This window comes from Celeribacter ethanolicus, assembly GCF_002407265.1.
Classification (GTDB): domain Bacteria; phylum Pseudomonadota; class Alphaproteobacteria; order Rhodobacterales; family Rhodobacteraceae; genus Celeribacter; species Celeribacter ethanolicus.
This window is the reverse complement of the sequence record NZ_CP022196.1, coordinates 2,193,577-2,212,675: the sequence shown is the minus strand read 5'-3', so window position 1 is coordinate 2,212,675 and position 19,099 is coordinate 2,193,577. Positions and strand designations below refer to the sequence as shown.

Sequence of the window (19,099 nt, the reverse complement as noted above, 5' to 3'; positions counted from 1 at the left end):
AGGACGTCATGCAACAACGAGGAGGAACTCAATGAACGTTCAGGCCGAGGCAAGCGCACACTACGCTTCCCCTTTCAAAACCCGCTATGACAACTTCATCGGCGGCAAGTTCACCCCGCCTGTGAACGGCAAATATTTCGACAACACGACCCCGATCACCGGAGAGAAGGTCTGTGAAGTCGCCCGCTCCGACGCGGCAGATATCGAACTGGCGCTCGACGCGGCTCATGCGGCGCGCGAAGCCTGGGGCAAAACCTCTGCGGGCGAGCGCTCCAACATCCTGCTGAAAATCGCAGACCGGATCGAGGAGCACCTCGAACATATCGCGACCGCCGAGACCTGGGACAACGGCAAGCCGATCCGCGAAACCATGGCCGCAGACATTCCGCTTTCGGTCGACCATTTCCGTTACTTCGCCGGTGTTCTGCGCAGCCAAGAAGGCACCATGTCCGAGATCGACCACGATACCGTGGCCTATCACTTCCACGAACCTCTGGGCGTTGTCGGCCAGATCATTCCGTGGAACTTCTCCATCCTGATGGCTGCCTGGAAACTGGCGCCGGCTCTGGCTGCGGGCAACTGTATCGTGCTGAAACCGGCGGAACAGACCCCGGCTGCGATCATGGTTCTGATCGAGCATATCGCCGATCTGCTTCCGGCGGGTGTTTTGAACATCGTCAACGGCTATGGTGCCGAAGTGGGCGCGCCGCTGGCACGTTCGCCGCGCATCGCGAAGATCGCCTTCACCGGTTCCACCGCGACCGGTCGGATGATCATGCAATACGCCACCGAAAACCTGATCCCGGTGACGCTTGAGCTCGGTGGCAAATCGCCGAACATCTTCTTCTCCGACGTGATGGCCGAAGATGACGCCTATCTCGACAAGGCGGTCGAAGGTTTTGTGCTCTTTGCCTTCAACCAGGGCGAGGTCTGCACCTGCCCGTCGCGTGCGCTCATTCAGGAAGACATCTACGACGAATTCATCGAGCGCTGTATCGCCCGTGTGAAAGCGATCAAACAAGGCGATCCGCGTGACATCAATACCATGGTGGGCGCTCAGGCCAGCTCCGAGCAGCAGGAGAAAATCCTGTCCTATCTGACCATCGGTCGCGAAGAAGGCGCCGAAGTTCTGGTCGGTGGCGATGCCGCACGGTTCAACGGCGATCTGGCAGGCGGTTATTACATCCAGCCGACGATCCTGAAAGGCCACAACAAGATGCGCGTCTTCCAGGAAGAAATCTTTGGCCCGGTTGTTTCCGTGACGACTTTCAAGGACGAAGAAGAGGCGCTCCATATCGCCAACGATACGATGTATGGCCTCGGCGCCGGCGTCTGGACCCGTGACGGGACCCGCGCCTATCGCTTCGGGCGCCATATCGAGGCGGGGCGTGTCTGGGTCAACAACTACCACGCCTACCCGGCCCACGCGGCCTTCGGTGGCTACAAACAGTCCGGCATCGGGCGCGAGACCCACAAAATGATGCTCGATCACTACCAGCAGACGAAAAACATGCTCGTCTCCTACAACCCGAATAAGCTGGGGTTCTTCTGAGAAACCTCTGCTCCGGTTAAGCCCGGTTGAGGGCTTACCCCTTGCGGGGTGCGTGTTCTCCTCCCCCTTTGGGCCACGCCCCCGCGCCCTTCCGCCCGAAAGCCGGAAGTCGAACGCTCTGCTCTCACTGCGATCGCAGGACAGGGCAGGGCGTTTCTGCCTCATGACACGATAGGAGGTTTGCCATGCCCGTCGCCCGTGTGCTCGCCACAGAAGCCGCCCTCGATCTCCTGTCCGAGATCACCGCCGAACACGGCCCGGTCGTCTTCGTGCAATCCGGAGGCTGTTGCGACGGCTCTTCCCCCATGTGCTACCGCAAGGGCGACTACCTGATCGGCATGCGCGACGTGAAACTGGGGGAGGTTGAGGGCGCAGCGGTCTGGATTTCCGCTTCGCTCTTCGAGATCTGGAAACACAGCCAGATGATCCTCGATGCGGGCCCCGGTCATGGCGCGGGATTTTCGCTCGATACCGGGCGGGGGCGCTGTTTTCTGTCGAAAGCGCGGGTGTTCAGCGATGCGGAATGGGCGGAGCTCGCAGCCAGCGAGGCTTGACGCCTCCCTTCCGCGTCCCTTCCACCTGCGTGAACCTTAATCTGATTAACCTTAACGTCTGTTTAGCCCCTCAGATCTTTCCTTTGCTGTAAAAATACTCAAAAAGCGGACGAAACCGCAGGGGCTGAGCCTCGACCCCCTGTAGACTCCTGCGAACAAACCCGCTAAAGAACGCTATCTTGCGCCCGCGTTTGGGCGCCCATACGGATTTTCCCCTGATGCTGACGCCTCTCTCCGAAGCCCTCGCCGAGCGCGGGTTCGACACCCTGACCGACGTGCAAACCGCCGTCACCGCCCCCGAACTTGCGGAGGCGGATCTTTTGGTGTCGGCCCAGACGGGGTCGGGCAAAACCGTTGGCTTTGGCCTTGCCATCGCCTCGACGCTTCTCGGAGACGCAGAGCGTTTCGATCATGCCGGAAGCCCGCTCGCGCTTGTCGTTGCCCCGACCCGAGAGCTTGCCATGCAGGTCGCCCGCGAACTGGGCTGGCTTTATGCCAAAACCGGCGCGCGGATTTCGACCTGTATCGGCGGCATGGATGCCCGCGATGAGCGACGCAGCCTTGAGCGTGGCGCGCATATCGTCGTCGGTACACCGGGCCGTCTGCGCGATCACATCACGCGCGGCGCGCTGGACCTGTCGGACATTCGTGCCATCGTGCTCGACGAGGCCGACGAGATGCTTGATCTCGGCTTCCGCGAAGACCTCGAATTCATGCTCGGTGAAGCCCCTGAGGATCGTCGCACGCTGTTGTTCTCGGCCACTGTGTCGAAGTCCATTGCTGAAATTGCCAAGACCTATCAACGTGATGCCATTCGCGTCACCACGATCAGCGAGCGCGAACAGCACAGCGACATCACCTATCAGGTGATCCAATGCGCACCGCGCGATGCCGAGCATGCGATCATCAACCTTCTGCGCTATCACGACAGCCAGACCTCCATCGTCTTTGCCAACACCCGCGCCGCGGTGGCGCGTCTGACGGCGCGGTTCGCGAACCGGGGTTTTGCCGTGGTGAGCCTTTCCGGCGAACTGTCGCAGGACGAGCGCAGCCATGCGTTGCAGGCGCTTCGGGATGGCCGCGCGCGTGTCTGTGTGGCCACCGACGTGGCCGCGCGTGGCATCGACCTGCCCAATCTGGAACTGGTGATCCACGCCGATCTGCCGACCAACACCGAAGGTCTGTTGCACCGCTCCGGCCGGACGGGCCGGGCCGGGCGCAAAGGGATTTCGGCTCTGATCGCCCCGGATAATGTTTCGAAAAAAGCTGCGCGCCTGTTGAAATGGGCGAAGATCGAAGCGGAATGGATTCATGCACCGACCGCCGAGGAGATCCTCGCGCTCGACGAGAGCCGGTTGATGGAAGATGCGGCCTGGGCGGGGGAGCTGTCCGAGGACGATCAGACCTTTGCCGCGAAGCTGCTTGAGAAATTCAGCCCGGAACAGGTGGCGACCGCCTGTCTGCGGCTCTATCGCGCGGGCCTCTCGGCCCCCGAAGAGCTGAACGTCCATACGGCGCAGCGCCCGCAGGATGCGCGCGCGGCTTTCGGCCCGTCGAAATGGGTGTCCCTGTCGGTCGGGCGGGATGGCAATGCGGAGCCGCGCTGGTTGTTGCCGCTGTTGTGCCGGGCCGGAAATCTTGAGAAAACTCAAATCGGTAAGATCCGCATGCAAGACACGGAGACCTTCGTGGAATTGCAGGAAGCGGCGCTTTCGGGGTTCCTTGATCGGCTCGGGGCGGGCAACGTGCTTGAGGACGGGATCACGGTCACGGCGCTTGCGGGCGAGCCGGAGATGCAAGGCGGTCGGCGCAGCCCCGCTGGACGGCCGCAAAAAGCTTTTCCGTCCAAGGGCAAACCGCGTTTCGAGAAGCCGCGCGGCAATACCTCCGCTGGAGATTATCTGAGCGAAACCGCGCCGCAAGAGCGCCCGCGTTCGGAGAAGCCGAAGTTCGAGCGGCCTGTGCGCAAGGAACGCGACGACGCGGTGCATGCGCCTGCGAAGCCGAAGAAACCGCATCGCAAGGGCGGCAGTTTTGCTGCGGAAAACGGCGGGGATAAGCCGTCGGCAAAACGTCGGACAAACGTCGGACATGCGTCGGGCAAGCCCATGGGCAAACCGGGCGGCAAACCGACAGGTAAACCGGGCGCAAAACCGGAGGGGAAATTCAAACGTCCCGGCGGCCCGAAGCCCTTCCGCAAAGGCGCGAAAGGTGGCGACGCCACGCCGCGTCGCAAGGGCTGAGGCACAGCCGGACTGGAAGACAAAAACAAACCCCCGGAGCGAGAGCTGCCGGGGGTTGTATTTTTATCTGTCCCCGAAAGGACCGTTCGAAACGTCGAACTCGCTCTAATTAGAGCATGCCTTCGCGCTGAGCTTTTTTACGAGCCAGCTTGCGGGCACGGCGGACGGCCTCGGCCTTCTCGCGCGCTTTCTTCACGGACGGCTTCTCGAAATGTTGCTTGAGCTTCATTTCACGGAAAACGCCTTCGCGTTGAAGTTTTTTCTTCAGAGCCCGGAGGGCCTGATCGACGTTGTTGTCACGAACGCTAACCTGCATGTGGTGTCACCACCTTCCTAAGTTAGATTTGCAAAAATTGCAGGAGGTGGCCGTATAGCAAAGACACTCTAGCTTGTCTACTATGCCCGAGACCCTGAAGGAGGACAAAGACATGCCGACCACCGCTTATCCCGATCCAACCCGTGAAAAACTGCTCGATGCGGCTTTGATCCATGTGGTTTTCGACGGCTGGGGGCCGGACAGCTTCAAGGCGGCAGTGGCTGATTCGGGTGTGTCCGAGGCGCTGGCCAGGGTGGCGGCCCCGCGCGGATCGGTCGATCTGGCGGCGGCCTATCACAAACGGGGCGACCGTGAGATGGTCAAGGCGCTGGCGGAAGCCGACATGTCGCAGATGCGGTTCCGCGACAAGATCGCCCATGCCGTCTGGCTGCGGCTTCAGGCGGTGGATCGCGAAGTGGTGCGGCGCGGCATGTCGCTTTTCTCGCTGCCGCATCTGGCACCAGAGGGCACGAAACTGGTCTGGGAAACGGCGGATGCGATCTGGACCGCGCTGGGCGACACATCGGAGGATGTGAACTGGTACACGAAACGCGCGACGCTGTCCGGGGTGTTTGCCTCTGTGGTGCTGTTCTGGCTGGGCGATGACAGCGAAGGCTTTGCCGACACCAAGGCGTTTCTCGACCGGCGCATCGACGATGTGATGCAGGTTGAGAAGGCAAAGGCGAAGGTGCGCGACAACAAGATCCTGTCGGCGATGTTTGCCCTGCCGGACGCGGCGCTTTCGATGGTGAAGGCACCTGCGGGAGCACGGCGCGCGGATGTGCCGGGGACGCAAAAAGAGGGGGCGGAGGTGACGCAATGAGCCAAACCGTGAACCTGCCCGAAACCATGCGCGCCGTTGAGATTTCCGAACCGGGTGGGCCGGAGGTGCTGAAACCCTGCACCCGCCCTGTGCCGAGGCCGCGCGCCGATGAGATCGTGATCAAACTGGCCTATGCCGGGGTGAACCGGCCCGATGCGCTGCAACGCGCCGGGCTTTACAACCCGCCGCCGGGGGCCTCCGACCTGCCGGGTCTTGAGGGCGCGGGGGAGGTCGTGGCCGTGGGGGCGTCCGTGTCGGATTGGGCGGTCGGCGATCAGGTCTGCGCGCTCTTGCCGGGAGGTGGGTATGCCGAATACGTCGCGACGCCTGCGGCCCATGCGCTCCCGGTGCCGAAAGGCCTATCGTTGAAAGAGGCGGCCTGTCTGCCGGAGACGTTTTTCACCGTCTGGTCGAACGTGTTCATGCGCGGCGGCTTGCTGGCCGGGGAGCGTTTCCTGGTCCATGGCGGGTCCTCGGGCATCGGGACGACGGCGATCCAGCTTGCCCGGGCCTTTGGTGCACGGGTGTTTGCGACCGCAGGGTCGGAAGCGAAATGCAAGGCCTGTCTCGATCTCGGCGCGGAGCGTGCGATCAATTATCGCGACGAGGATTTCGTCGAGGTGGCGCAGGCAGAGGGCGGGATGAACCTCATTCTCGATATGGTCGGGGGAAGCTATATCCCCCGCAATATCAAGGCGCTTGCGATGGAAGGCCGTTTGGTGAACATCGCCTTCCTGCAAGGTTCCAAAGCCGAGGTGAACTTTGCACAAATCATGATGCGGCGTCTGACCGTGACGGGATCAACACTGCGTCCGCAATCCGATGAGGCCAAGGCGAAGATCGCCGAAGCGCTTTTGGCAAAGGTCTGGCCGCTGATCGAAGCGGGGCAGGTCGGGCCGGTGATGGACAGCGCTTACACTTTGGGCGAGGCCGGGCGTGCGCATGCGCATATGGAAAGCGGGGCGCATATCGGCAAGATCGTTCTGGAGATGTGAGTATTTTGGCAGCAAAGGAGACGGGTGGCTGTTTCCTTTGCTGCTTCAAATACTCAGTCGATGGCCTCCAAAAGCGCATCGTCCAGTGTGCAATCCCGGATCGTGTCGGTGCCGCATGTGCGCGGTTCGAGATCGCGGGTGAGGCAGATGCGGACCTCCTGAATGCGGTAATTTTTGCAGGTCACGGTGATCTCGTTGGCCTCAAGACCGGGGTTGTCGCGGAGGAAGGCCTCTTCGACGACGGAAGCCGGGAGTTTCACGTCGTTCTTGAGTTTGCGGAACACCTCGGGGCGGGTGAACTTGTCATAGGCTTCCCGGGACAGAGAGAGGAAGTCCTGGGCTGTGAGGCCGGAGCATCGGCCGTGTTTCTTCCATTGATACCAGGCCGCGCCCGAGGTGCCCATGATGTCCTCCATGGCGGCGGTCTCGCGTTTCGACGGATCCTGTGCGGAGGTGTGGCAATAGGACGGCCAGCCGCGTTCATATTGCGGCCAGAGACCATGGAGCACCCAGCCGAAATCGCCGTCGCATTGCGGAGAGTTGCGGGCGTCGCCTTCGAGCGCGCACCATGTGGGCGACCAAGAGAGCGACAGCACGTAATAGTCGAAATCGCCCGCCTGTTCGCCCTCGGCAAAGCAGGGCGTGGCGGTCAGAAGACCAAGGCAGGTTAGGGCGGTCACGATCCGTTGACGCATTTTCTCTTTCCTCCGATTGCGATCCGCACTATACAGCGGCGAAGTTCCCCGACAACGAGAACCGTCCCCATCGGGGAAAGCCCTTTCAGGCGACGGGAAAGTTGTATCCGGGGAGAGCCGCATTTTTAAGGAGTGTGACCCATGGCAAAACCGATTATGGCGAAAGCCACCGCTGTTTGGCTGGTCGACAACACCACGCTGAGCTTCAAACAGATCGCCGATTTCTGCGGTCTGCATGAGCTCGAGGTGCAGGGCATCGCCGATGGCGAGGTCGCCGGTGGCGTGCGCGGGTTCGATCCGATCGCCAACAACCAGTTGACGGCCGAAGAAATCAAGTCGGCGGAAGAAAACCCGCTGCAAAGGCTGAAGCTCAAGTTCAACGCCGCAGCCCAGGGCGAAGAGAAGCGCCGCGGGCCGCGCTATACGCCGCTGTCGAAACGTCAGGACCGTCCGAATTCGATCCTCTGGCTGGTGAAATTCCACCCGGAATTGTCCGACGGCCAGATCGCGAAACTGGTGGGCACCACCAAGCCGACGATCCAGTCGATCCGCGAGCGCACCCACTGGAACATCGCCAACATGCAGCCCATCGACCCGGTGGCTTTGGGCCTGTGTAAGCAATCCGAACTGGATGCCGCCGTTCAGAAGGCTTCGAAAAACCGCGATGCGTCGATGAGCGACGACGAACGACGCAAGCTTCTGTCGACCGAGGATTCGCTCGAGATGGATACGGAGCCGAAGATTCCGACCGCGATTGCGGGGCTTGAAACCTTCTCGCTCACCGTCGATGACGATGACAAGGAAGACGAGCTGCCGGATGCCGACAGCTTCTTCAACCTGCCGGACCGTGACGACGAGGACGATGACGAATAATCGTCGCGTCGAACGACATGAGAAACCCGGGGCCGCAAGCTCCGGGTTTTTTTATGGGATCAGAGGCTTTTGCGGGCGGTGAGCGCGGCGGTGATCGTGCCGTCGTCGAGATAGTCGAGTTCGCCCCCGACCGGCACGCCCTGCGCCAGAGAGCTGACCGTGCAGCGCCCGGACAGCTCGTCGGCGATGTAATGCGCAGTGGTCTGGCCGTCGACCGTGGCGCCAAGCGCAAGGATCACTTCGCGCACCTGCTCGTCGCCCACGCGCGTCACGAGCGCCGGGATGCGCAGATCCTCTGGCCCGATGCCGTCGAGCGCCGAGAGCGTTCCGCCCAGAACATGATAGCGGCCCTTGAACACGCCCGCGCGCTCCATGGCCCAGAGATCGGAGACATCTTCGACCACGCAAATCTCGCCATTGGCGCGTCGCTCGTCCGCGCAGATGTCACAGAGATCAGCCGTGCCGATATTGCCGCAGCGCACACATTCGCGGGCCTGATCGGCGACCATTTGCATGGATTGGGCGAGGGGCTGCATCAGCCGCCCGCGTTTCTTGATCAGATGCAGAACGGCGCGGCGTGCGGACCGCGGCCCAAGCCCTGGCAAGCGCGCCATGAGATCAATCAGATCCTCGATGTCCTGACGACCGCTCACGGTTTAGAACGGCAGTTTGAAATCGGCGGGAAGACCCAAGCCCTCGGTCAGGGCCTTCATCTCGCTTTCGGCCTTCTCGGAGGCTTTCGCTTGCGCATCCTTGATGGCGGCGAGGATCAGGTCCTCGACCACTTCCTTCTCGGAGGGCTGGAAAATCGTCGGGTCGATGTCGAGGCCGGTCAATTGGCCTTTCGCGGTGGCGGTGGCCTTGACCAGACCCGCACCGGATTCGCCCGTCACGGTCATGGTTTCAAGCTTTTCCTGAAGCTCGGCCATATCCTTTTGCATTTGCTGGGCTTTTTTCATCATCCCGGCCATATCGCCGAGACCGCCTAGGCCTTTGAACATCTGTTACTCCATAGTTCCTGTGAGGGCGTTCACTCTTCGAACGGGTCCCATTCGTCTTCGACTTCCTGCAACGCATCGAGGGCGGCTTCCTGGGCGATGGCCTCCGGCGTGCGTATTTTCGTGATTTCCGCGCCGGGGAACAGCTCGAACACTTTCGCGACCATCGGGTGTTCCATGGCTTTGGCCCGGAGTGCGCGCTCCTCGGCTTCGGCCACTTCGCGCAGTGTCTGCGTGCCCTCGGGGGCCTTTGCCAGCGTCACGCCCCAGTTCTGGCCGGTAAAGGCAAAGAGGCGGCTGCGCAGGCGCTGCGGGAATTCGGGATCAGCGTCGGGCGTCATCTCGAACTCGAGGAAGCCTGGGCGATAACTCACGAGGCGGATATAGGATTCCATGTCGATCTTGAGTTTCATGTCGCGATGCTCGCCGACGAGATCGACGAGGGACTGGAAACTGACATAGCGGGCAAGTGCCGCGTCCGGGGCGAGAGCCGTGGCCGTGGCAGCGCCTGAGGACATCGTCGGGCCATGCACGGGACCGCGCGGGGCCATGGACCCACCTTGAGCGGAAACAGAGCCGCCGCCCGAAGCTGCGCCGCCGCCCGCAGGACCGGAGGGCGGGCGGGGCGGCGGGTTTTGTTCGGTGAGCTTGCGCACCAGATCTTCGGGCATCGGCAGATCGGCGACATGGGTGAGCCGGATGATCGCCATTTCGGACGCCATCATCGCATTGGGCGCGGCGGAGACTTCTTCGATGGCCTTGAGCAACATCTGCCACATGCGCGACAGTACCCGCATGGGCAGTTTCTCAGCCATGGCGAGGCCGCGGGCGCGTTCGTCCGGGCCGATGGTCGGGTCTTCGGCGGCGGCGGGGGTGATCTTGATCACCGAGACCCAATGGGTGATCTCGGCGAGATCGCGCAGCACGGCAAGAGGGTCGGCCCCGTCGGCATATTGACCGCCGAGTTCCCCGAGCGCGGCTGCGGCATCGCCCATCATGATCATGTCGAAAAGATCAAGCACACGCCCCCGGTCGGCCAGCCCCAGCATGGCGCGGACCTGATCGACGGTGGTCTCGCCCGCACCGTGGGAAATCGCCTGATCCAACAGAGACAGCGCGTCGCGCACGGAGCCTTCGGCGGCACGGGTGATCAGCGCGAGGGCATCCTGCGCGACTTCAGAGCCCTCTTTTTCGGCGATGCCCGCAAGGTGATTCATCATCACCTCCGGCTCGATCCGGCGCAAATCGAACCGCTGGCAACGCGACAGAACCGTCACCGGCACTTTGCGAATCTCGGTTGTGGCGAAGATGAATTTGACGTGGGCGGGCGGCTCTTCGAGCGTCTTCAGGAGCGCGTTGAACGCACTCGTGGAGAGCATGTGCACCTCGTCGATGATGTAGATTTTGTAGCGTGCGGAGGCCGCCCGGTAATGCACCGAATCGATGATTTCGCGAATGTCACCCACACCGGTGCGCGACGCGGCGTCCATCTCCATCACGTCGACGTGACGCCCTTCGGAAATCGCGACGCAATGTTCGCAGACCCCGCAAGGTTCGGTTGTCGGCCCCCCCGTGCCATCTGCGCCGATGCAGTTCATCCCCTTGGCGATGATCCGCGCGGTAGAGGTTTTGCCGGTGCCGCGAATGCCGGTCATGATGAAGGCCTGCGCGATCCGGTCGGCGGCAAAGGCGTTTTTCAGGGTGCGGACCATGGCATCCTGACCGATCAGGTCGGCAAAGGTTTCCGGGCGGTATTTGCGCGCCAGAACCTTGTAGCCGGTGGTGGTGTCGGTCATGCGGGGCCTCCTTGGTTGCGGCTAAGGTAAGGGCGGGGACGGGTCCCCGCAACCTCATTTCCAAGAGGATCACTCGCCGCGTTTGGCGCTTTTGGCTTTCTTCACGGATTTCACCATTTTGGAGAATTTTCGCCCGCGTTCGCGCGATTCCGCGATGGTCTCGGAGTTGCGTGCGTCCTCATCCACCAGCTTGCGCCAGCGTTCCAAACGGTTCGGGTCCAACTCTCCGGTCTCAATCGCGCGGCGCACCGCGCAGCCCGGCTCCGTCTGGTGTTGGCAGTCGGAAAATTTGCACTCTGTGGCCAGATCGGTGATGTCCTCGAACAGGGTCGCGATGCCCTCGGAGGCGTCATGCAGCGCGAGTTCGCGCATGCCGGGAGTATCAATTAGCCAGCCGCCCGCATGCATCCGGTGCATCGAGCGCGCCGTGGTGGTGTGCCGGCCCTTGGCGTCGTCTTCGCGGATGTCGCCGACCTCGATGTCCTCACCGGTGAGGCCCCGCGCGATGGTGGATTTGCCCACGCCCGACGAGCCGACGAGAGCAATCGTCTGCCCCGTGCCGCAATAGCGCTCAAGCCGGGCGATGTCCTCCGGCGATTTGGCGTTGATCAACAGCACTTCGGCGCCCTCATAGAGGGCCTTGGCGCGGTCTTCGTAGATCTCCGCAGGCATGTCCTCGGGCTTGTCGGCCTTGGTGATGACGATCACCGGGGTGGCTTCTGCCTCGATGGCGATGGCAAGATAACGTTCGAGCCGTGCTTCGTTGAAATCGTGGTTGCAGGACGTGGTGATGAACAGCGTGTCGATATTGGCGGCGATGAGCTGGGCTTGCGCCGCGAGACCGGCGGCCTTGCGGGAGATCACCGTCTTGCGGTCGAGAACGCGGATCAGGCGCTCGCCGTCGGTGAGGACAAAATCGCCCACGGCCATGTCGGTCGCGACGTGATCGCCGGTCAGGGCGATGTCCAGACGCTCCAGAGCGGGAGTGAGTGCCACGACGGAGCGGCGGCGGACCTCGGAGAGGCGCACGGGGGTGAGAGAGTCGAATTCAGTGAGATCGAGCTGGCCGTTGAAGAATTGGGACCAGCCGAGGATGTTCAGATCGGAAATCATGATGTCTGCCTTGCAAAACACGAAAGGGCTTCCGCGCCGGACGGGCGGCGGAAGGGAACGGTTTCGGGCAGTCCGATGATGGGAAAGGCCTTAAGCGGCTGCCCGAGGGGCGGTAGCGACAATCATCAAATTCCTCCTCGGTTCGCATTAAGGTTAGGTGAGAGGCTGGACAACGACCCAAGCGGGGCTCGTTACGGCTGCTTCCTTCCGGACCTGACCGGGTTGGCGAGGCGCTCGCCCGCGCCAACCTCTCGACGCGTTACATAGTGGTCATGTGACGGGAAAGCAAGAGGGCGGTTCAGGTCCCGAGACGGGCGCGTTCCTCGCGCAGAAGCTCGGCCAGAAGGCGGAAGTCCTCGCTGCGCGCCGAGCTTTTGCGCCAGGCGAGCACCACCTCGCGGGGTTTGGTGCCAAAGAGTGGGGTCAGTTGGATGTCGGTGTTGCGGGTGACGCCTGCGTCGATGGCAAGCTGGGGCAGGAGGGTGATCCCGAGGCCCTCTTCCACCATGGCGACCAAAGTCGGGAGAGAGGTGGCGGCGAAGGTTTCGTCTTGTTTCGCATGGGTGTCGGGAAAGGCCGAAAGCGCGTGACGTTGCAGGCAATGGCCGCGTTCCAAAAGCAGCAGGGTTTCGTCATCGAGGTCGGGACCGCCAATGGCCCTGTCGGAAATCAACCGATGCCCCGGCGCGGTGGCGAGTTGATAATCGTCTTCGAACAGGGGCTCCAGTTCCAGATCGCCGGTCTCGAAAGGCAGGGCGATGAGAATCACATCGAGCCGCCCGGCGCGCAGGCCCGCGATGAGGTGTTCGGTCAACTCCTCGCGCATGTAGAGCCGCAGGTCGGGGTAGCTGTCGCGCAGACGCGGCAGGAGGCGGGGGAAGAGGAAGGGGCCGACCGTCGGAATGGTGCCGAGCTTCATCGTACCGCGGAGCGTGCCGGATTGGGTCTGGGCCAGCTCGACGATGTCCTGCGCCTCAGCCAGCATCGCACGGGCGCGGGCGGCGATTTCTTCGCCCAGAGGGGTCATCAACACGGAGCGCTTGGTGCGCTCGGCCAGAGGCGCGCCGAGGATGTCTTCCAACTCGCGCAGCCCGGTCGACAGCGTCGATTGCGTCACAAGGCAGGTCTCGGCGGCCCGTCCGAAATGCAGCTCGTCGGCAAGGGCGACGAGAAAGCGGAGTTGGCGCAGGGTGGGGAGAATCATTAATCGAATTCCTCAATTACTTTGATCTTTTTTATTCGTTTCAACAATCAATTCGCAAGAGCTATCTCTTTTTCATCGACAGGGCGCGAGAGACAAACAAGAGACAAACTCCGGGCCCGAGACGACAGACATTGAAGAGAAACACTGAGAAAACAAAGGACTGAAAAAATGACCGATCAAGTTCAAGCCGCAGCAGGATCTCAAGTTGGCCCGCAACTGAACAAACCCGCCCCCGCCTTCAAGGCCGTGACCACCGATGGGGTCAAATCGCTCGAAGATTACAAAGGCAAATGGTTGATCCTGTTCTCCCACCCGGCCGATTTCACCCCGGTCTGCACCACGGAATTCATCGGCTTTGCCAACAAACAGGATGAGTTCAACGCCATGGGTGTGGAACTCCTGGGCCTGTCCATCGACAGCCACTATTCGCACATCGCCTGGATGCTCAACATCAAGGAAAACTGGGGCGTCGAGATCAAGTTCCCGATCATTGCCGACCTCTCGATGAGCGTGGCGAATGCCTATGGCATGATCCAGCCGGGCGCGTCTGACACCGCGGCCGTGCGGGCGACGTTTATCATCGACCCGAATGGTATTCTGCGCGCCATGGTCTATTACCCGATGAACGCGGGCCGCTCCGTGGACGAGATCCATCGCCTCGTGGTGGCGCTGCAAGCCGCCGATGAGAACAAATGTGCGATGCCGGAAAACTGGAAGCCGGGCGATCCGGTGATCGTGCCGACGCCGCCGACCGCTGCCGCCGCTCTGGCGAAACTCGCCGAAGCGCCCGAGGGGCAGAATGTCGTGGATTGGTACTTCGCGACGCGTCAGCTCTGATCTCAAACACATAAAGACCCACGCACAAAACGCGAAAGGGGCGCCAGACCGGCGCCCCTTTGTCTTGGTTCGGTCGGGTTACCCCTGCGGTCTCTCCGCCCAGCCCGCGAAGATTTTCTCCAGCGCCACAACGATGTAGTAGAGCAGGATACCCAAGAAGGCCAAAGCGATCAGCACCGCGAACATCAGCGGGTAATCTGCGTTGATCTTGCCGCTGTCGAACAGGTGGCCAAGGCCCTTGCCGTGCGGTTCGACGATCTCCATCAGGTTGGTGCCGATGAAGGCAAGCGTGACCGCGACTTTCAATGCGCCAAAGAATTCGGGCAGGGTTTTCGGCAAAGCGATCTTCCAGAAAATCGTCCATTTCGATGCCCCCAGAGAGCGCAAAATATCACGATATTCCGGCTCCAAAGTCGACAGCCCGATGGAGACCGCGACCGAGATCGGGAAGAAGGAGATCATGAAGGCGATCAGCACGGTGTTCAGATCGTGCTGGCCGATCAGGGTGAGGGCGATCACCGGCACGACGGTGGCTTTGGGGATGGCGTTGAAACCGACCAGAAGCGGGTAAAGCGCGTCGCGCATGGTGCGGGAAAAGCCCATGATCATGCCGATGAGCGTGCCAAAGACGACGGCGACCAAAAGCCCGACGACCGTGCGCCAGAGCGTTTGCCAGCCGTAAATCAGGAAAAGATTCCAGTATTTTGCATAGGCCGGGATCAGGTCGGAGGGGGATGCCATTTTGTAGTTCGGCCATTGGTTGACCCAGACGATGAACTCCCAAAGCGCGAGGAAAATGACGATGGCGATGGTCGGCGTGGCGATCTTTTTGAAGGTTTTCATTATGCCGTCTCCTCGTCTTTCGCACGCCCTTGCGCGATCTCGATCTGATGGCGCAGGCGGTGCAGAATCTCGGTGGCTTCGGGCGTATAGATCACCTCAAGATCCGTGCGCCCGTCGAGTTTGACATTTTCGACATGCTGCGTGGTGGCGGGACGACCGGAGAGCACGATGACCTCATCGGCGAGATAGACGCTTTCGCGCAGATCGTGGGTGATCAGCACGCCGGTAAAGGGTTCCTCGGCGCGGAGCGCATGCATGGTTTGCCACAGGTCTTCGCGGGTGAAGGCATCGAGCGCACCGAAGGGTTCGTCCATGATCAACACGTCGGGCTTGTGCACGATGGCACGACAGAGCGAGGCGCGTTGGCGCATGCCGCCGGACAGCTCGGAGGGGCGTTTGTCCTCAAACCCCTCAAGGCCGACGAGGGCCAAAAGCTCGCGCCCGCGCTCTTCCTTCTGTTTCTTGGTCATCTTGTTCGGAACGATTTCGAGCGGCAACAACACGTTTTGTAGGATCGTGCGCCATTCCAGCATCACAGGATTCTGAAACGCCATGCCAACGGTCGAACGCGGGGAGGTGACGCGCTCGCCATGAAGCCAGACCTCGCCCTGATCGGGTTTCATGAGGCCTGCGACGAGTTTCGTCAGGGTGGATTTGCCACAACCCGAAGGGCCGACGACAGCGCAGAAATCGCCTTCGGGCACGGAAATGTTGAGATCGTCGAGAACGGGCAGGGGGCCGTTGTCGGTCTTGTAGGCGTGGGTGACGCCCTTGATGTCTATGAGGTTTGCCATTTTGGTTCGGTCTTGCCTTTTGCCCGCATGAAAACGGGCGCGAGCCGAAAGACCCGCGCCCGCCAAAGTCTCGGGACGAGATTACTTCAGCATGCGCGCGTCGGTGGCGGGCAGGTAGTCTTCGGTGAAATAGAGGTTCGCATCCGGCTCGGCCTTGAATTCATAGACCATTTTGAGCTGATCGAGGGAGCCTGCGAAACGCTCGGCGTCGATCCCGCCCATGCCGTTTGCCGCGACATAATCGGTGTAGACGTTGCCTTCGAGAGCAAGCTCAAGACGACGGGTTTCGAGATCGAGATCGGACGCAGGGTTGTATTTGATCATGTATTCGACGGAGGCTTTCGGATCGGCCATCGCGTCTTTCCAGCCATGCAGAACGGCGGCCACAAAGCCTTTCACGGCGTCCGGGTTTTCGGCGGCGAAGTCGGTGTTCACGATCAGGACGTTGCCGTAAAGGTTCACGCCGTAATCGGACATCATGATCGTCGAAATGTCATCTTCCGGCACGCCGAGACGCACGAGGTTCAGGAAGGACGAGAAGTTGAAGCCGGTGACGGCATCGACCTTGCCCTCGGCCAGCATCGGTTCGCGGGTCGGGAAGCCGACGGGTTCGACGGTGATTTTCGACATGTCGAGATCGTTTTCGGCGGCGAAGATCGGGAATTGCGCCCAGGCACCATCCGGCGGCGGGGCGCCGAGGACTTTGCCTTCGAGGTCTTTCGGGGCTTCGACGCCCAGAGATTTGCGGCCCACGACGGCAAAGGCCGGGGCGTCATAGATCATCATCATGCCGATGACCGGCGCGCCGGGGTTCTGGTCGAGGAATTTCACGAGGCTGTTGATGTCCGCCATGCCAACGGGGAAAGCGCCGGTGGCGACTTTCGGAATGGCGTCGAGCGAACCTTGGCCTGCGGAGATTTCCACGGCCAGATCGGCGTCGGAGAAATAGCCCTTTTCAATCGCGGTGAAGAAGGGCGCGGCCGGGCCCTCGAATTTCCAGTCGAGCGCGAAAGGCATCGCGGTCTCGGCGGTGGCGGCACTCGCGGTCAGCGCGAAGGCGGCCATGGTGGTGATGGATTTATAGAACATTCATTTCCCCTGAAAAGTCCTCTGTGTCGTTCCGGCTCAGAATGGCGTGCCATTCGGGCGCCTGCGAGATTGAGGTTCACAATCATGTATACAACCTTAATGCCTGCGTAAAAAAATGGCGGAAAAATTTTATTTGCCCATTTGGTAAACAAAAAAGCGGCCACAAGATGCGGCCGCTTTGTCGAAATGCGCGCAATTGGACCAGATCGGCTCAGAGCGTGATGCGGAACCGGGCGAATCCGTCCGTGCCTTCGCCCGCGTCTTCGATGGTCAGACCTTCGAGGTCGGCCAGATGCGTGCGCGCCGCCGGGCCGGTTTCGAACAAGACGGTGGTGTCGCCCAGAGGCGCCAGAGACCAGTTGTTGTCGGCTTTCGGATTCACCGTGCCCTGATCGACGATATAGCGCACGATGATGTCACGGTTGGTGTCGGGGCCTTCGAAAATCACCGTGGAGCCGTCGGCGCCGGGGAAGGTGCCGCCGCCGCCTGCGCGGTAGTTGTTGGTCGCGACGATGAACTCCATATCGTCACTCACAGGCGCGCCGTTGAAGGTCAGGTTGACGATGCGCGAGGCGTCCGGGTTCAGCGGTTCGCCACTGGAGGTAAAGCGCGAGGGCTGCGAAATGTCGATCTGATAGGTCACGCCGTCGATCACGTCGAAATTGTAGGAGGCGAAGTCGGGGTTCAGGAGCACCGCGTCCTTCGCGCCCTTCTCGACCTGATTAAACATACCTGCGGAGCGTTCCAGCCAGCCTTTGAGCTGGGCGCCATTGATGCGTACGGCGCGGATGGTGTTCGGGTAGAGGTAGAGATCGGCGACGTTTTTGATCGCCACATCGCCCGGCGCGACATCGGTGTAATATTCGGGGCCACCACGACCACCGGCCTTGAACGGGGCCGCGGCGGAAAGGATCGGCAGGCCCTCGTGTTCGGTGCCTTTCATCATCTCGGCGATGTACCAAAGCTGAGCGTTGGACACGATCTGGACCGAGGGGTCATCGGCGACGAGCGCGAAATAGGAATGCAGGGGCGCGGCGGTCTTGCCGACGGCGCGGCGGACATATTCCAGCGTCTGGTCGTGAATGTCCTGCACGGAGGCCAGAACCGGTTCGACGCTTTCAACCAGCGGCGTGATGGAACGGTCTTCCTCGCGCTGCGAGATCGGGCGGGTCTCGACGGAGCTTGTCACCACACGCCATCCTCCGCCTTCATATTCCAGCAAGAGATCCATAACGCCCAGATGCGAGCCCCAATAGCCGCCCATCACGGCGGGTTTGCCATGGATCAGACCCTTCTCGGCATCCACCGCCGCATAACCGTCGAAGGTCGGCGAGGGGAATACGAGGTGCGAGTGACCGGTCAGGAGCGCGTCGACACCGTCGATTTCGGCGAGCGGGACGGAGGCGTTTTCCATGCCCTCGCTATAGTCGGCGGAGCCGATGCCGGAGTGGTTCAGCGCGATGATGATATCGGCGCCTTTCTCCTTCATCTCGGGCACATAGGCGCGGGCGGTTTCGACGATGTCGCGGGCATTCACGTTGCCTTCGAGGTTCTTGCGGTCCCACATCATGATCTGCGGCGGCACGAAGCCGATCAGCCCGACCTTGATCGCATGTGTCTCACCGGCGCCGTCGGTCAGTTCGCGGTCGAGAATGACATAGGGCGGCACGAGTGTGACGTCTTCGCGCGGGGCGGCGCCCATTTCCTTGACGACGTTGGCGGAAATCACCGGGTAGTTTGCGCCCGCCAGCGCTTTCATCAGGAAGTCGAGGCCGTAGTTGAATTCGTGGTTGCCGAGTGTCGAGGCGTCGAAGCCCACGGTGTTCATCGCGGTGATCACCGGGTGCATGTCGCCGTCTTTCATGCCGCGCTCATAGGCGATGTAATCGCCCATCGGGTTGCCCTGAAGGAAATCGCCGTTGTCCAGAAGCATGGAGTTGGTCGCCTCGGCGCGCACGGCATTGATATGCGCCGTGGTGCGTGCGAGCCCGACGGTGTCCACGGGCTTGTCCGCATAATAGTCATAGGGGAAGACGTGGACGTGCAAATCGGTGGTTTCCATGATCCGCAAATGCGCCTGGTTCGTACTGGCGCGCGCGGAAAAAGGGTGAAGAGCAATCAAGGCAGTTCCTGCGATTGTGCCCGACAGAAAGCCGCGGCGATTTATGTCTTTGTTTGAATGGTCCATGATGCATCTCCTTTTAGGTGAAGAGGTTGGCGCGACCATTCCCGGGCCACAAGACAAACGTGTGACAAGATTGAATTTACCAAGAGCTGTCGGGCCTGCAAACTAGTTTGAGTTGCTTTTCTGGCCTAGGTTGCAACTTTAAATTGCATTTTACTCTGTTGTCGCATTCTGGCAACAGGAGTGTTG

At 61.3% G+C, this 19,099-nt stretch carries 18 protein-coding genes and 1 other RNA gene; 7 read left to right on the top strand and 12 right to left on the bottom strand.

The window, feature by feature from the left end; all coding sequences use genetic code 11:
- The first annotated feature begins 31 nt into the window (after window positions 1-31).
- The 3 genes from adh (at window position 32) to CEW89_RS10805 (ending at window position 4,349) form a co-directional block, all read left to right on the top strand.
- Window positions 32-1,552 (top strand): aldehyde dehydrogenase, encoded by a 1,521-nt coding sequence (adh, locus tag CEW89_RS10815; protein WP_066702627.1) that lies wholly within the window; start codon window positions 32-34, stop codon window positions 1,550-1,552.
- Window positions 1,553-1,737: 185 nt separating this feature from the next.
- Entirely contained in the window at window positions 1,738-2,106 is a 369-nt protein-coding gene (locus CEW89_RS10810; protein WP_096805908.1) for a DUF779 domain-containing protein, read from the top strand.
- Window positions 2,107-2,324: 218 nt separating this feature from the next.
- Window positions 2,325-4,349, top strand: coding sequence for a DEAD/DEAH box helicase (locus tag CEW89_RS10805; protein WP_096807211.1), 2,025 nt, complete (start codon window positions 2,325-2,327; stop codon window positions 4,347-4,349).
- A gap of 109 nt (window positions 4,350-4,458) precedes the next feature.
- On the opposite strand, the gene rpsU is transcribed toward CEW89_RS10805, so the two are convergent.
- Window positions 4,459-4,665 carry a 30S ribosomal protein S21 gene (gene rpsU, locus CEW89_RS10800; RefSeq protein ID WP_058263026.1) on the bottom strand — a complete coding sequence of 69 codons (207 nt, stop codon included), beginning with the start codon at window positions 4,663-4,665 and terminating at the stop codon, window positions 4,459-4,461.
- Between the two features lie 112 nt (window positions 4,666-4,777).
- On the opposite strand from rpsU, the gene CEW89_RS10795 reads away from it, so the two are divergent.
- The gene (locus CEW89_RS10795; RefSeq protein WP_096807210.1) at window positions 4,778-5,488 is read left to right on the top strand and encodes a COQ9 family protein; all 711 of its coding nucleotides are present in this window, start codon (window positions 4,778-4,780) and stop codon (window positions 5,486-5,488) included.
- Between the two features lie 14 nt (window positions 5,489-5,502).
- A complete protein-coding gene (locus CEW89_RS10790) occupies window positions 5,503-6,483 on the top strand; it encodes an NAD(P)H-quinone oxidoreductase (RefSeq protein WP_096807209.1) in 981 nt (326 codons plus the stop codon).
- A gap of 53 nt (window positions 6,484-6,536) precedes the next feature.
- Here CEW89_RS10790 and CEW89_RS10785 read toward each other — a convergent pair whose 3' ends face one another.
- Entirely contained in the window at window positions 6,537-7,178 is a 642-nt protein-coding gene (locus tag CEW89_RS10785) for a ribonuclease T2 family protein (protein WP_096805907.1), read from the bottom strand.
- 141 nt (window positions 7,179-7,319) lie between these two features.
- Here CEW89_RS10785 and CEW89_RS10780 point away from each other — a divergent pair, with 141 nt between their 5' ends.
- Entirely contained in the window at window positions 7,320-8,051 is a 732-nt protein-coding gene (locus tag CEW89_RS10780; RefSeq protein WP_096805906.1) for a DUF1013 domain-containing protein, read from the top strand.
- Between the two features lie 59 nt (window positions 8,052-8,110).
- Here the strand turns inward: CEW89_RS10780 and recR are convergent, their stop codons facing one another.
- From recR to CEW89_RS10750, 6 genes are all read right to left on the bottom strand, one after another.
- The gene (gene recR, locus CEW89_RS10775) at window positions 8,111-8,665 is read right to left on the bottom strand and encodes a recombination mediator RecR (RefSeq protein WP_425321004.1); all 555 of its coding nucleotides are present in this window, start codon (window positions 8,663-8,665) and stop codon (window positions 8,111-8,113) included.
- A gap of 42 nt (window positions 8,666-8,707) precedes the next feature.
- On the bottom strand, window positions 8,708-9,052 hold the full coding sequence (locus CEW89_RS10770; protein ID WP_066702640.1) for a YbaB/EbfC family nucleoid-associated protein: 345 nt from the start codon (window positions 9,050-9,052) through the stop codon (window positions 8,708-8,710).
- Window positions 9,053-9,081: 29 nt separating this feature from the next.
- Window positions 9,082-10,845: a DNA polymerase III subunit gamma/tau gene (locus CEW89_RS10765; protein WP_096805904.1), complete on the bottom strand. Its 1,764-nt coding sequence runs from the start codon at window positions 10,843-10,845 to the stop codon at window positions 9,082-9,084.
- A 69-nt stretch (window positions 10,846-10,914) separates the two neighbouring features.
- Window positions 10,915-11,958 (bottom strand): ribosome small subunit-dependent GTPase A, encoded by a 1,044-nt coding sequence (rsgA, locus tag CEW89_RS10760; RefSeq protein WP_096805903.1) that lies wholly within the window; start codon window positions 11,956-11,958, stop codon window positions 10,915-10,917.
- Between the two features lie 156 nt (window positions 11,959-12,114).
- Window positions 12,115-12,211, bottom strand: an RNA gene (gene ffs / locus CEW89_RS10755) — signal recognition particle sRNA small type.
- 45 nt (window positions 12,212-12,256) lie between these two features.
- Window positions 12,257-13,162, bottom strand: a complete 906-nt coding sequence (locus CEW89_RS10750) for a hydrogen peroxide-inducible genes activator (RefSeq protein WP_096805902.1) — start codon at window positions 13,160-13,162, stop codon at window positions 12,257-12,259.
- 168 nt (window positions 13,163-13,330) lie between these two features.
- Here CEW89_RS10750 and CEW89_RS10745 point away from each other — a divergent pair, with 168 nt between their 5' ends.
- Window positions 13,331-13,999: a peroxiredoxin gene (locus CEW89_RS10745; RefSeq protein WP_066702652.1), complete on the top strand. Its 669-nt coding sequence runs from the start codon at window positions 13,331-13,333 to the stop codon at window positions 13,997-13,999.
- A gap of 78 nt (window positions 14,000-14,077) precedes the next feature.
- On the opposite strand, the gene CEW89_RS10740 is transcribed toward CEW89_RS10745, so the two are convergent.
- The 4 genes from CEW89_RS10740 to CEW89_RS10725 all read right to left on the bottom strand — a co-directional run bounded on the left by CEW89_RS10740 (window position 14,078) and on the right by CEW89_RS10725 (window position 18,913).
- Window positions 14,078-14,842: an ABC transporter permease gene (locus CEW89_RS10740; RefSeq protein ID WP_096805901.1), complete on the bottom strand. Its 765-nt coding sequence runs from the start codon at window positions 14,840-14,842 to the stop codon at window positions 14,078-14,080.
- Window positions 14,842-15,636 carry an ABC transporter ATP-binding protein gene (locus CEW89_RS10735; RefSeq protein WP_066702657.1) on the bottom strand — a complete coding sequence of 265 codons (795 nt, stop codon included), beginning with the start codon at window positions 15,634-15,636 and terminating at the stop codon, window positions 14,842-14,844. Before CEW89_RS10735 ends, CEW89_RS10740 begins: the two co-directional genes overlap by 1 nt.
- An 81-nt stretch (window positions 15,637-15,717) precedes the next feature.
- Window positions 15,718-16,725 (bottom strand): ABC transporter substrate-binding protein, encoded by a 1,008-nt coding sequence (locus CEW89_RS10730; RefSeq protein WP_096805900.1) that lies wholly within the window; start codon window positions 16,723-16,725, stop codon window positions 15,718-15,720.
- Window positions 16,726-16,936: 211 nt separating this feature from the next.
- Window positions 16,937-18,913 carry a bifunctional 2',3'-cyclic-nucleotide 2'-phosphodiesterase/3'-nucleotidase gene (locus tag CEW89_RS10725; protein WP_096805899.1) on the bottom strand — a complete coding sequence of 659 codons (1,977 nt, stop codon included), beginning with the start codon at window positions 18,911-18,913 and terminating at the stop codon, window positions 16,937-16,939.
- Window positions 18,914-19,099: the final 186 nt, after the last annotated feature.

Bases quoted from the DNA above. Each gene is read 5' to 3' on its own strand.
- adh (WP_066702627.1), top strand. From the start codon at position 32: ATGAACGTTCAGGCCGAGGCAAGCGCACACTACGCTTCCCCTTTCAAA.
- CEW89_RS10810 (WP_096805908.1), top strand. From the start codon at position 1,738: ATGCCCGTCGCCCGTGTGCTCGCCACAGAAGCCGCCCTCGATCTCCTG.
- CEW89_RS10805 (WP_096807211.1), top strand. From the start codon at position 2,325: ATGCTGACGCCTCTCTCCGAAGCCCTCGCCGAGCGCGGGTTCGACACC.
- rpsU (WP_058263026.1), bottom strand. From the start codon at position 4,665: ATGCAGGTTAGCGTTCGTGACAACAACGTCGATCAGGCCCTCCGGGCT.
- CEW89_RS10795 (WP_096807210.1), top strand. From the start codon at position 4,778: ATGCCGACCACCGCTTATCCCGATCCAACCCGTGAAAAACTGCTCGAT.
- CEW89_RS10785 (WP_096805907.1), bottom strand. From the start codon at position 7,178: ATGCGTCAACGGATCGTGACCGCCCTAACCTGCCTTGGTCTTCTGACC.
- CEW89_RS10780 (WP_096805906.1), top strand. From the start codon at position 7,320: ATGGCAAAACCGATTATGGCGAAAGCCACCGCTGTTTGGCTGGTCGAC.
- recR (WP_425321004.1), bottom strand. From the start codon at position 8,665: ATGGCGCGCTTGCCAGGGCTTGGGCCGCGGTCCGCACGCCGCGCCGTT.
- CEW89_RS10770 (WP_066702640.1), bottom strand. From the start codon at position 9,052: ATGTTCAAAGGCCTAGGCGGTCTCGGCGATATGGCCGGGATGATGAAA.
- CEW89_RS10765 (WP_096805904.1), bottom strand. From the start codon at position 10,845: ATGACCGACACCACCACCGGCTACAAGGTTCTGGCGCGCAAATACCGC.
- rsgA (WP_096805903.1), bottom strand. From the start codon at position 11,958: ATGATTTCCGATCTGAACATCCTCGGCTGGTCCCAATTCTTCAACGGC.
- CEW89_RS10750 (WP_096805902.1), bottom strand. From the start codon at position 13,162: ATGATTCTCCCCACCCTGCGCCAACTCCGCTTTCTCGTCGCCCTTGCC.
- CEW89_RS10745 (WP_066702652.1), top strand. From the start codon at position 13,331: ATGACCGATCAAGTTCAAGCCGCAGCAGGATCTCAAGTTGGCCCGCAA.
- CEW89_RS10740 (WP_096805901.1), bottom strand. From the start codon at position 14,842: ATGAAAACCTTCAAAAAGATCGCCACGCCGACCATCGCCATCGTCATT.
- CEW89_RS10735 (WP_066702657.1), bottom strand. From the start codon at position 15,636: ATGGCAAACCTCATAGACATCAAGGGCGTCACCCACGCCTACAAGACC.
- CEW89_RS10730 (WP_096805900.1), bottom strand. From the start codon at position 16,725: ATGTTCTATAAATCCATCACCACCATGGCCGCCTTCGCGCTGACCGCG.
- CEW89_RS10725 (WP_096805899.1), bottom strand. From the start codon at position 18,913: ATGGACCATTCAAACAAAGACATAAATCGCCGCGGCTTTCTGTCGGGC.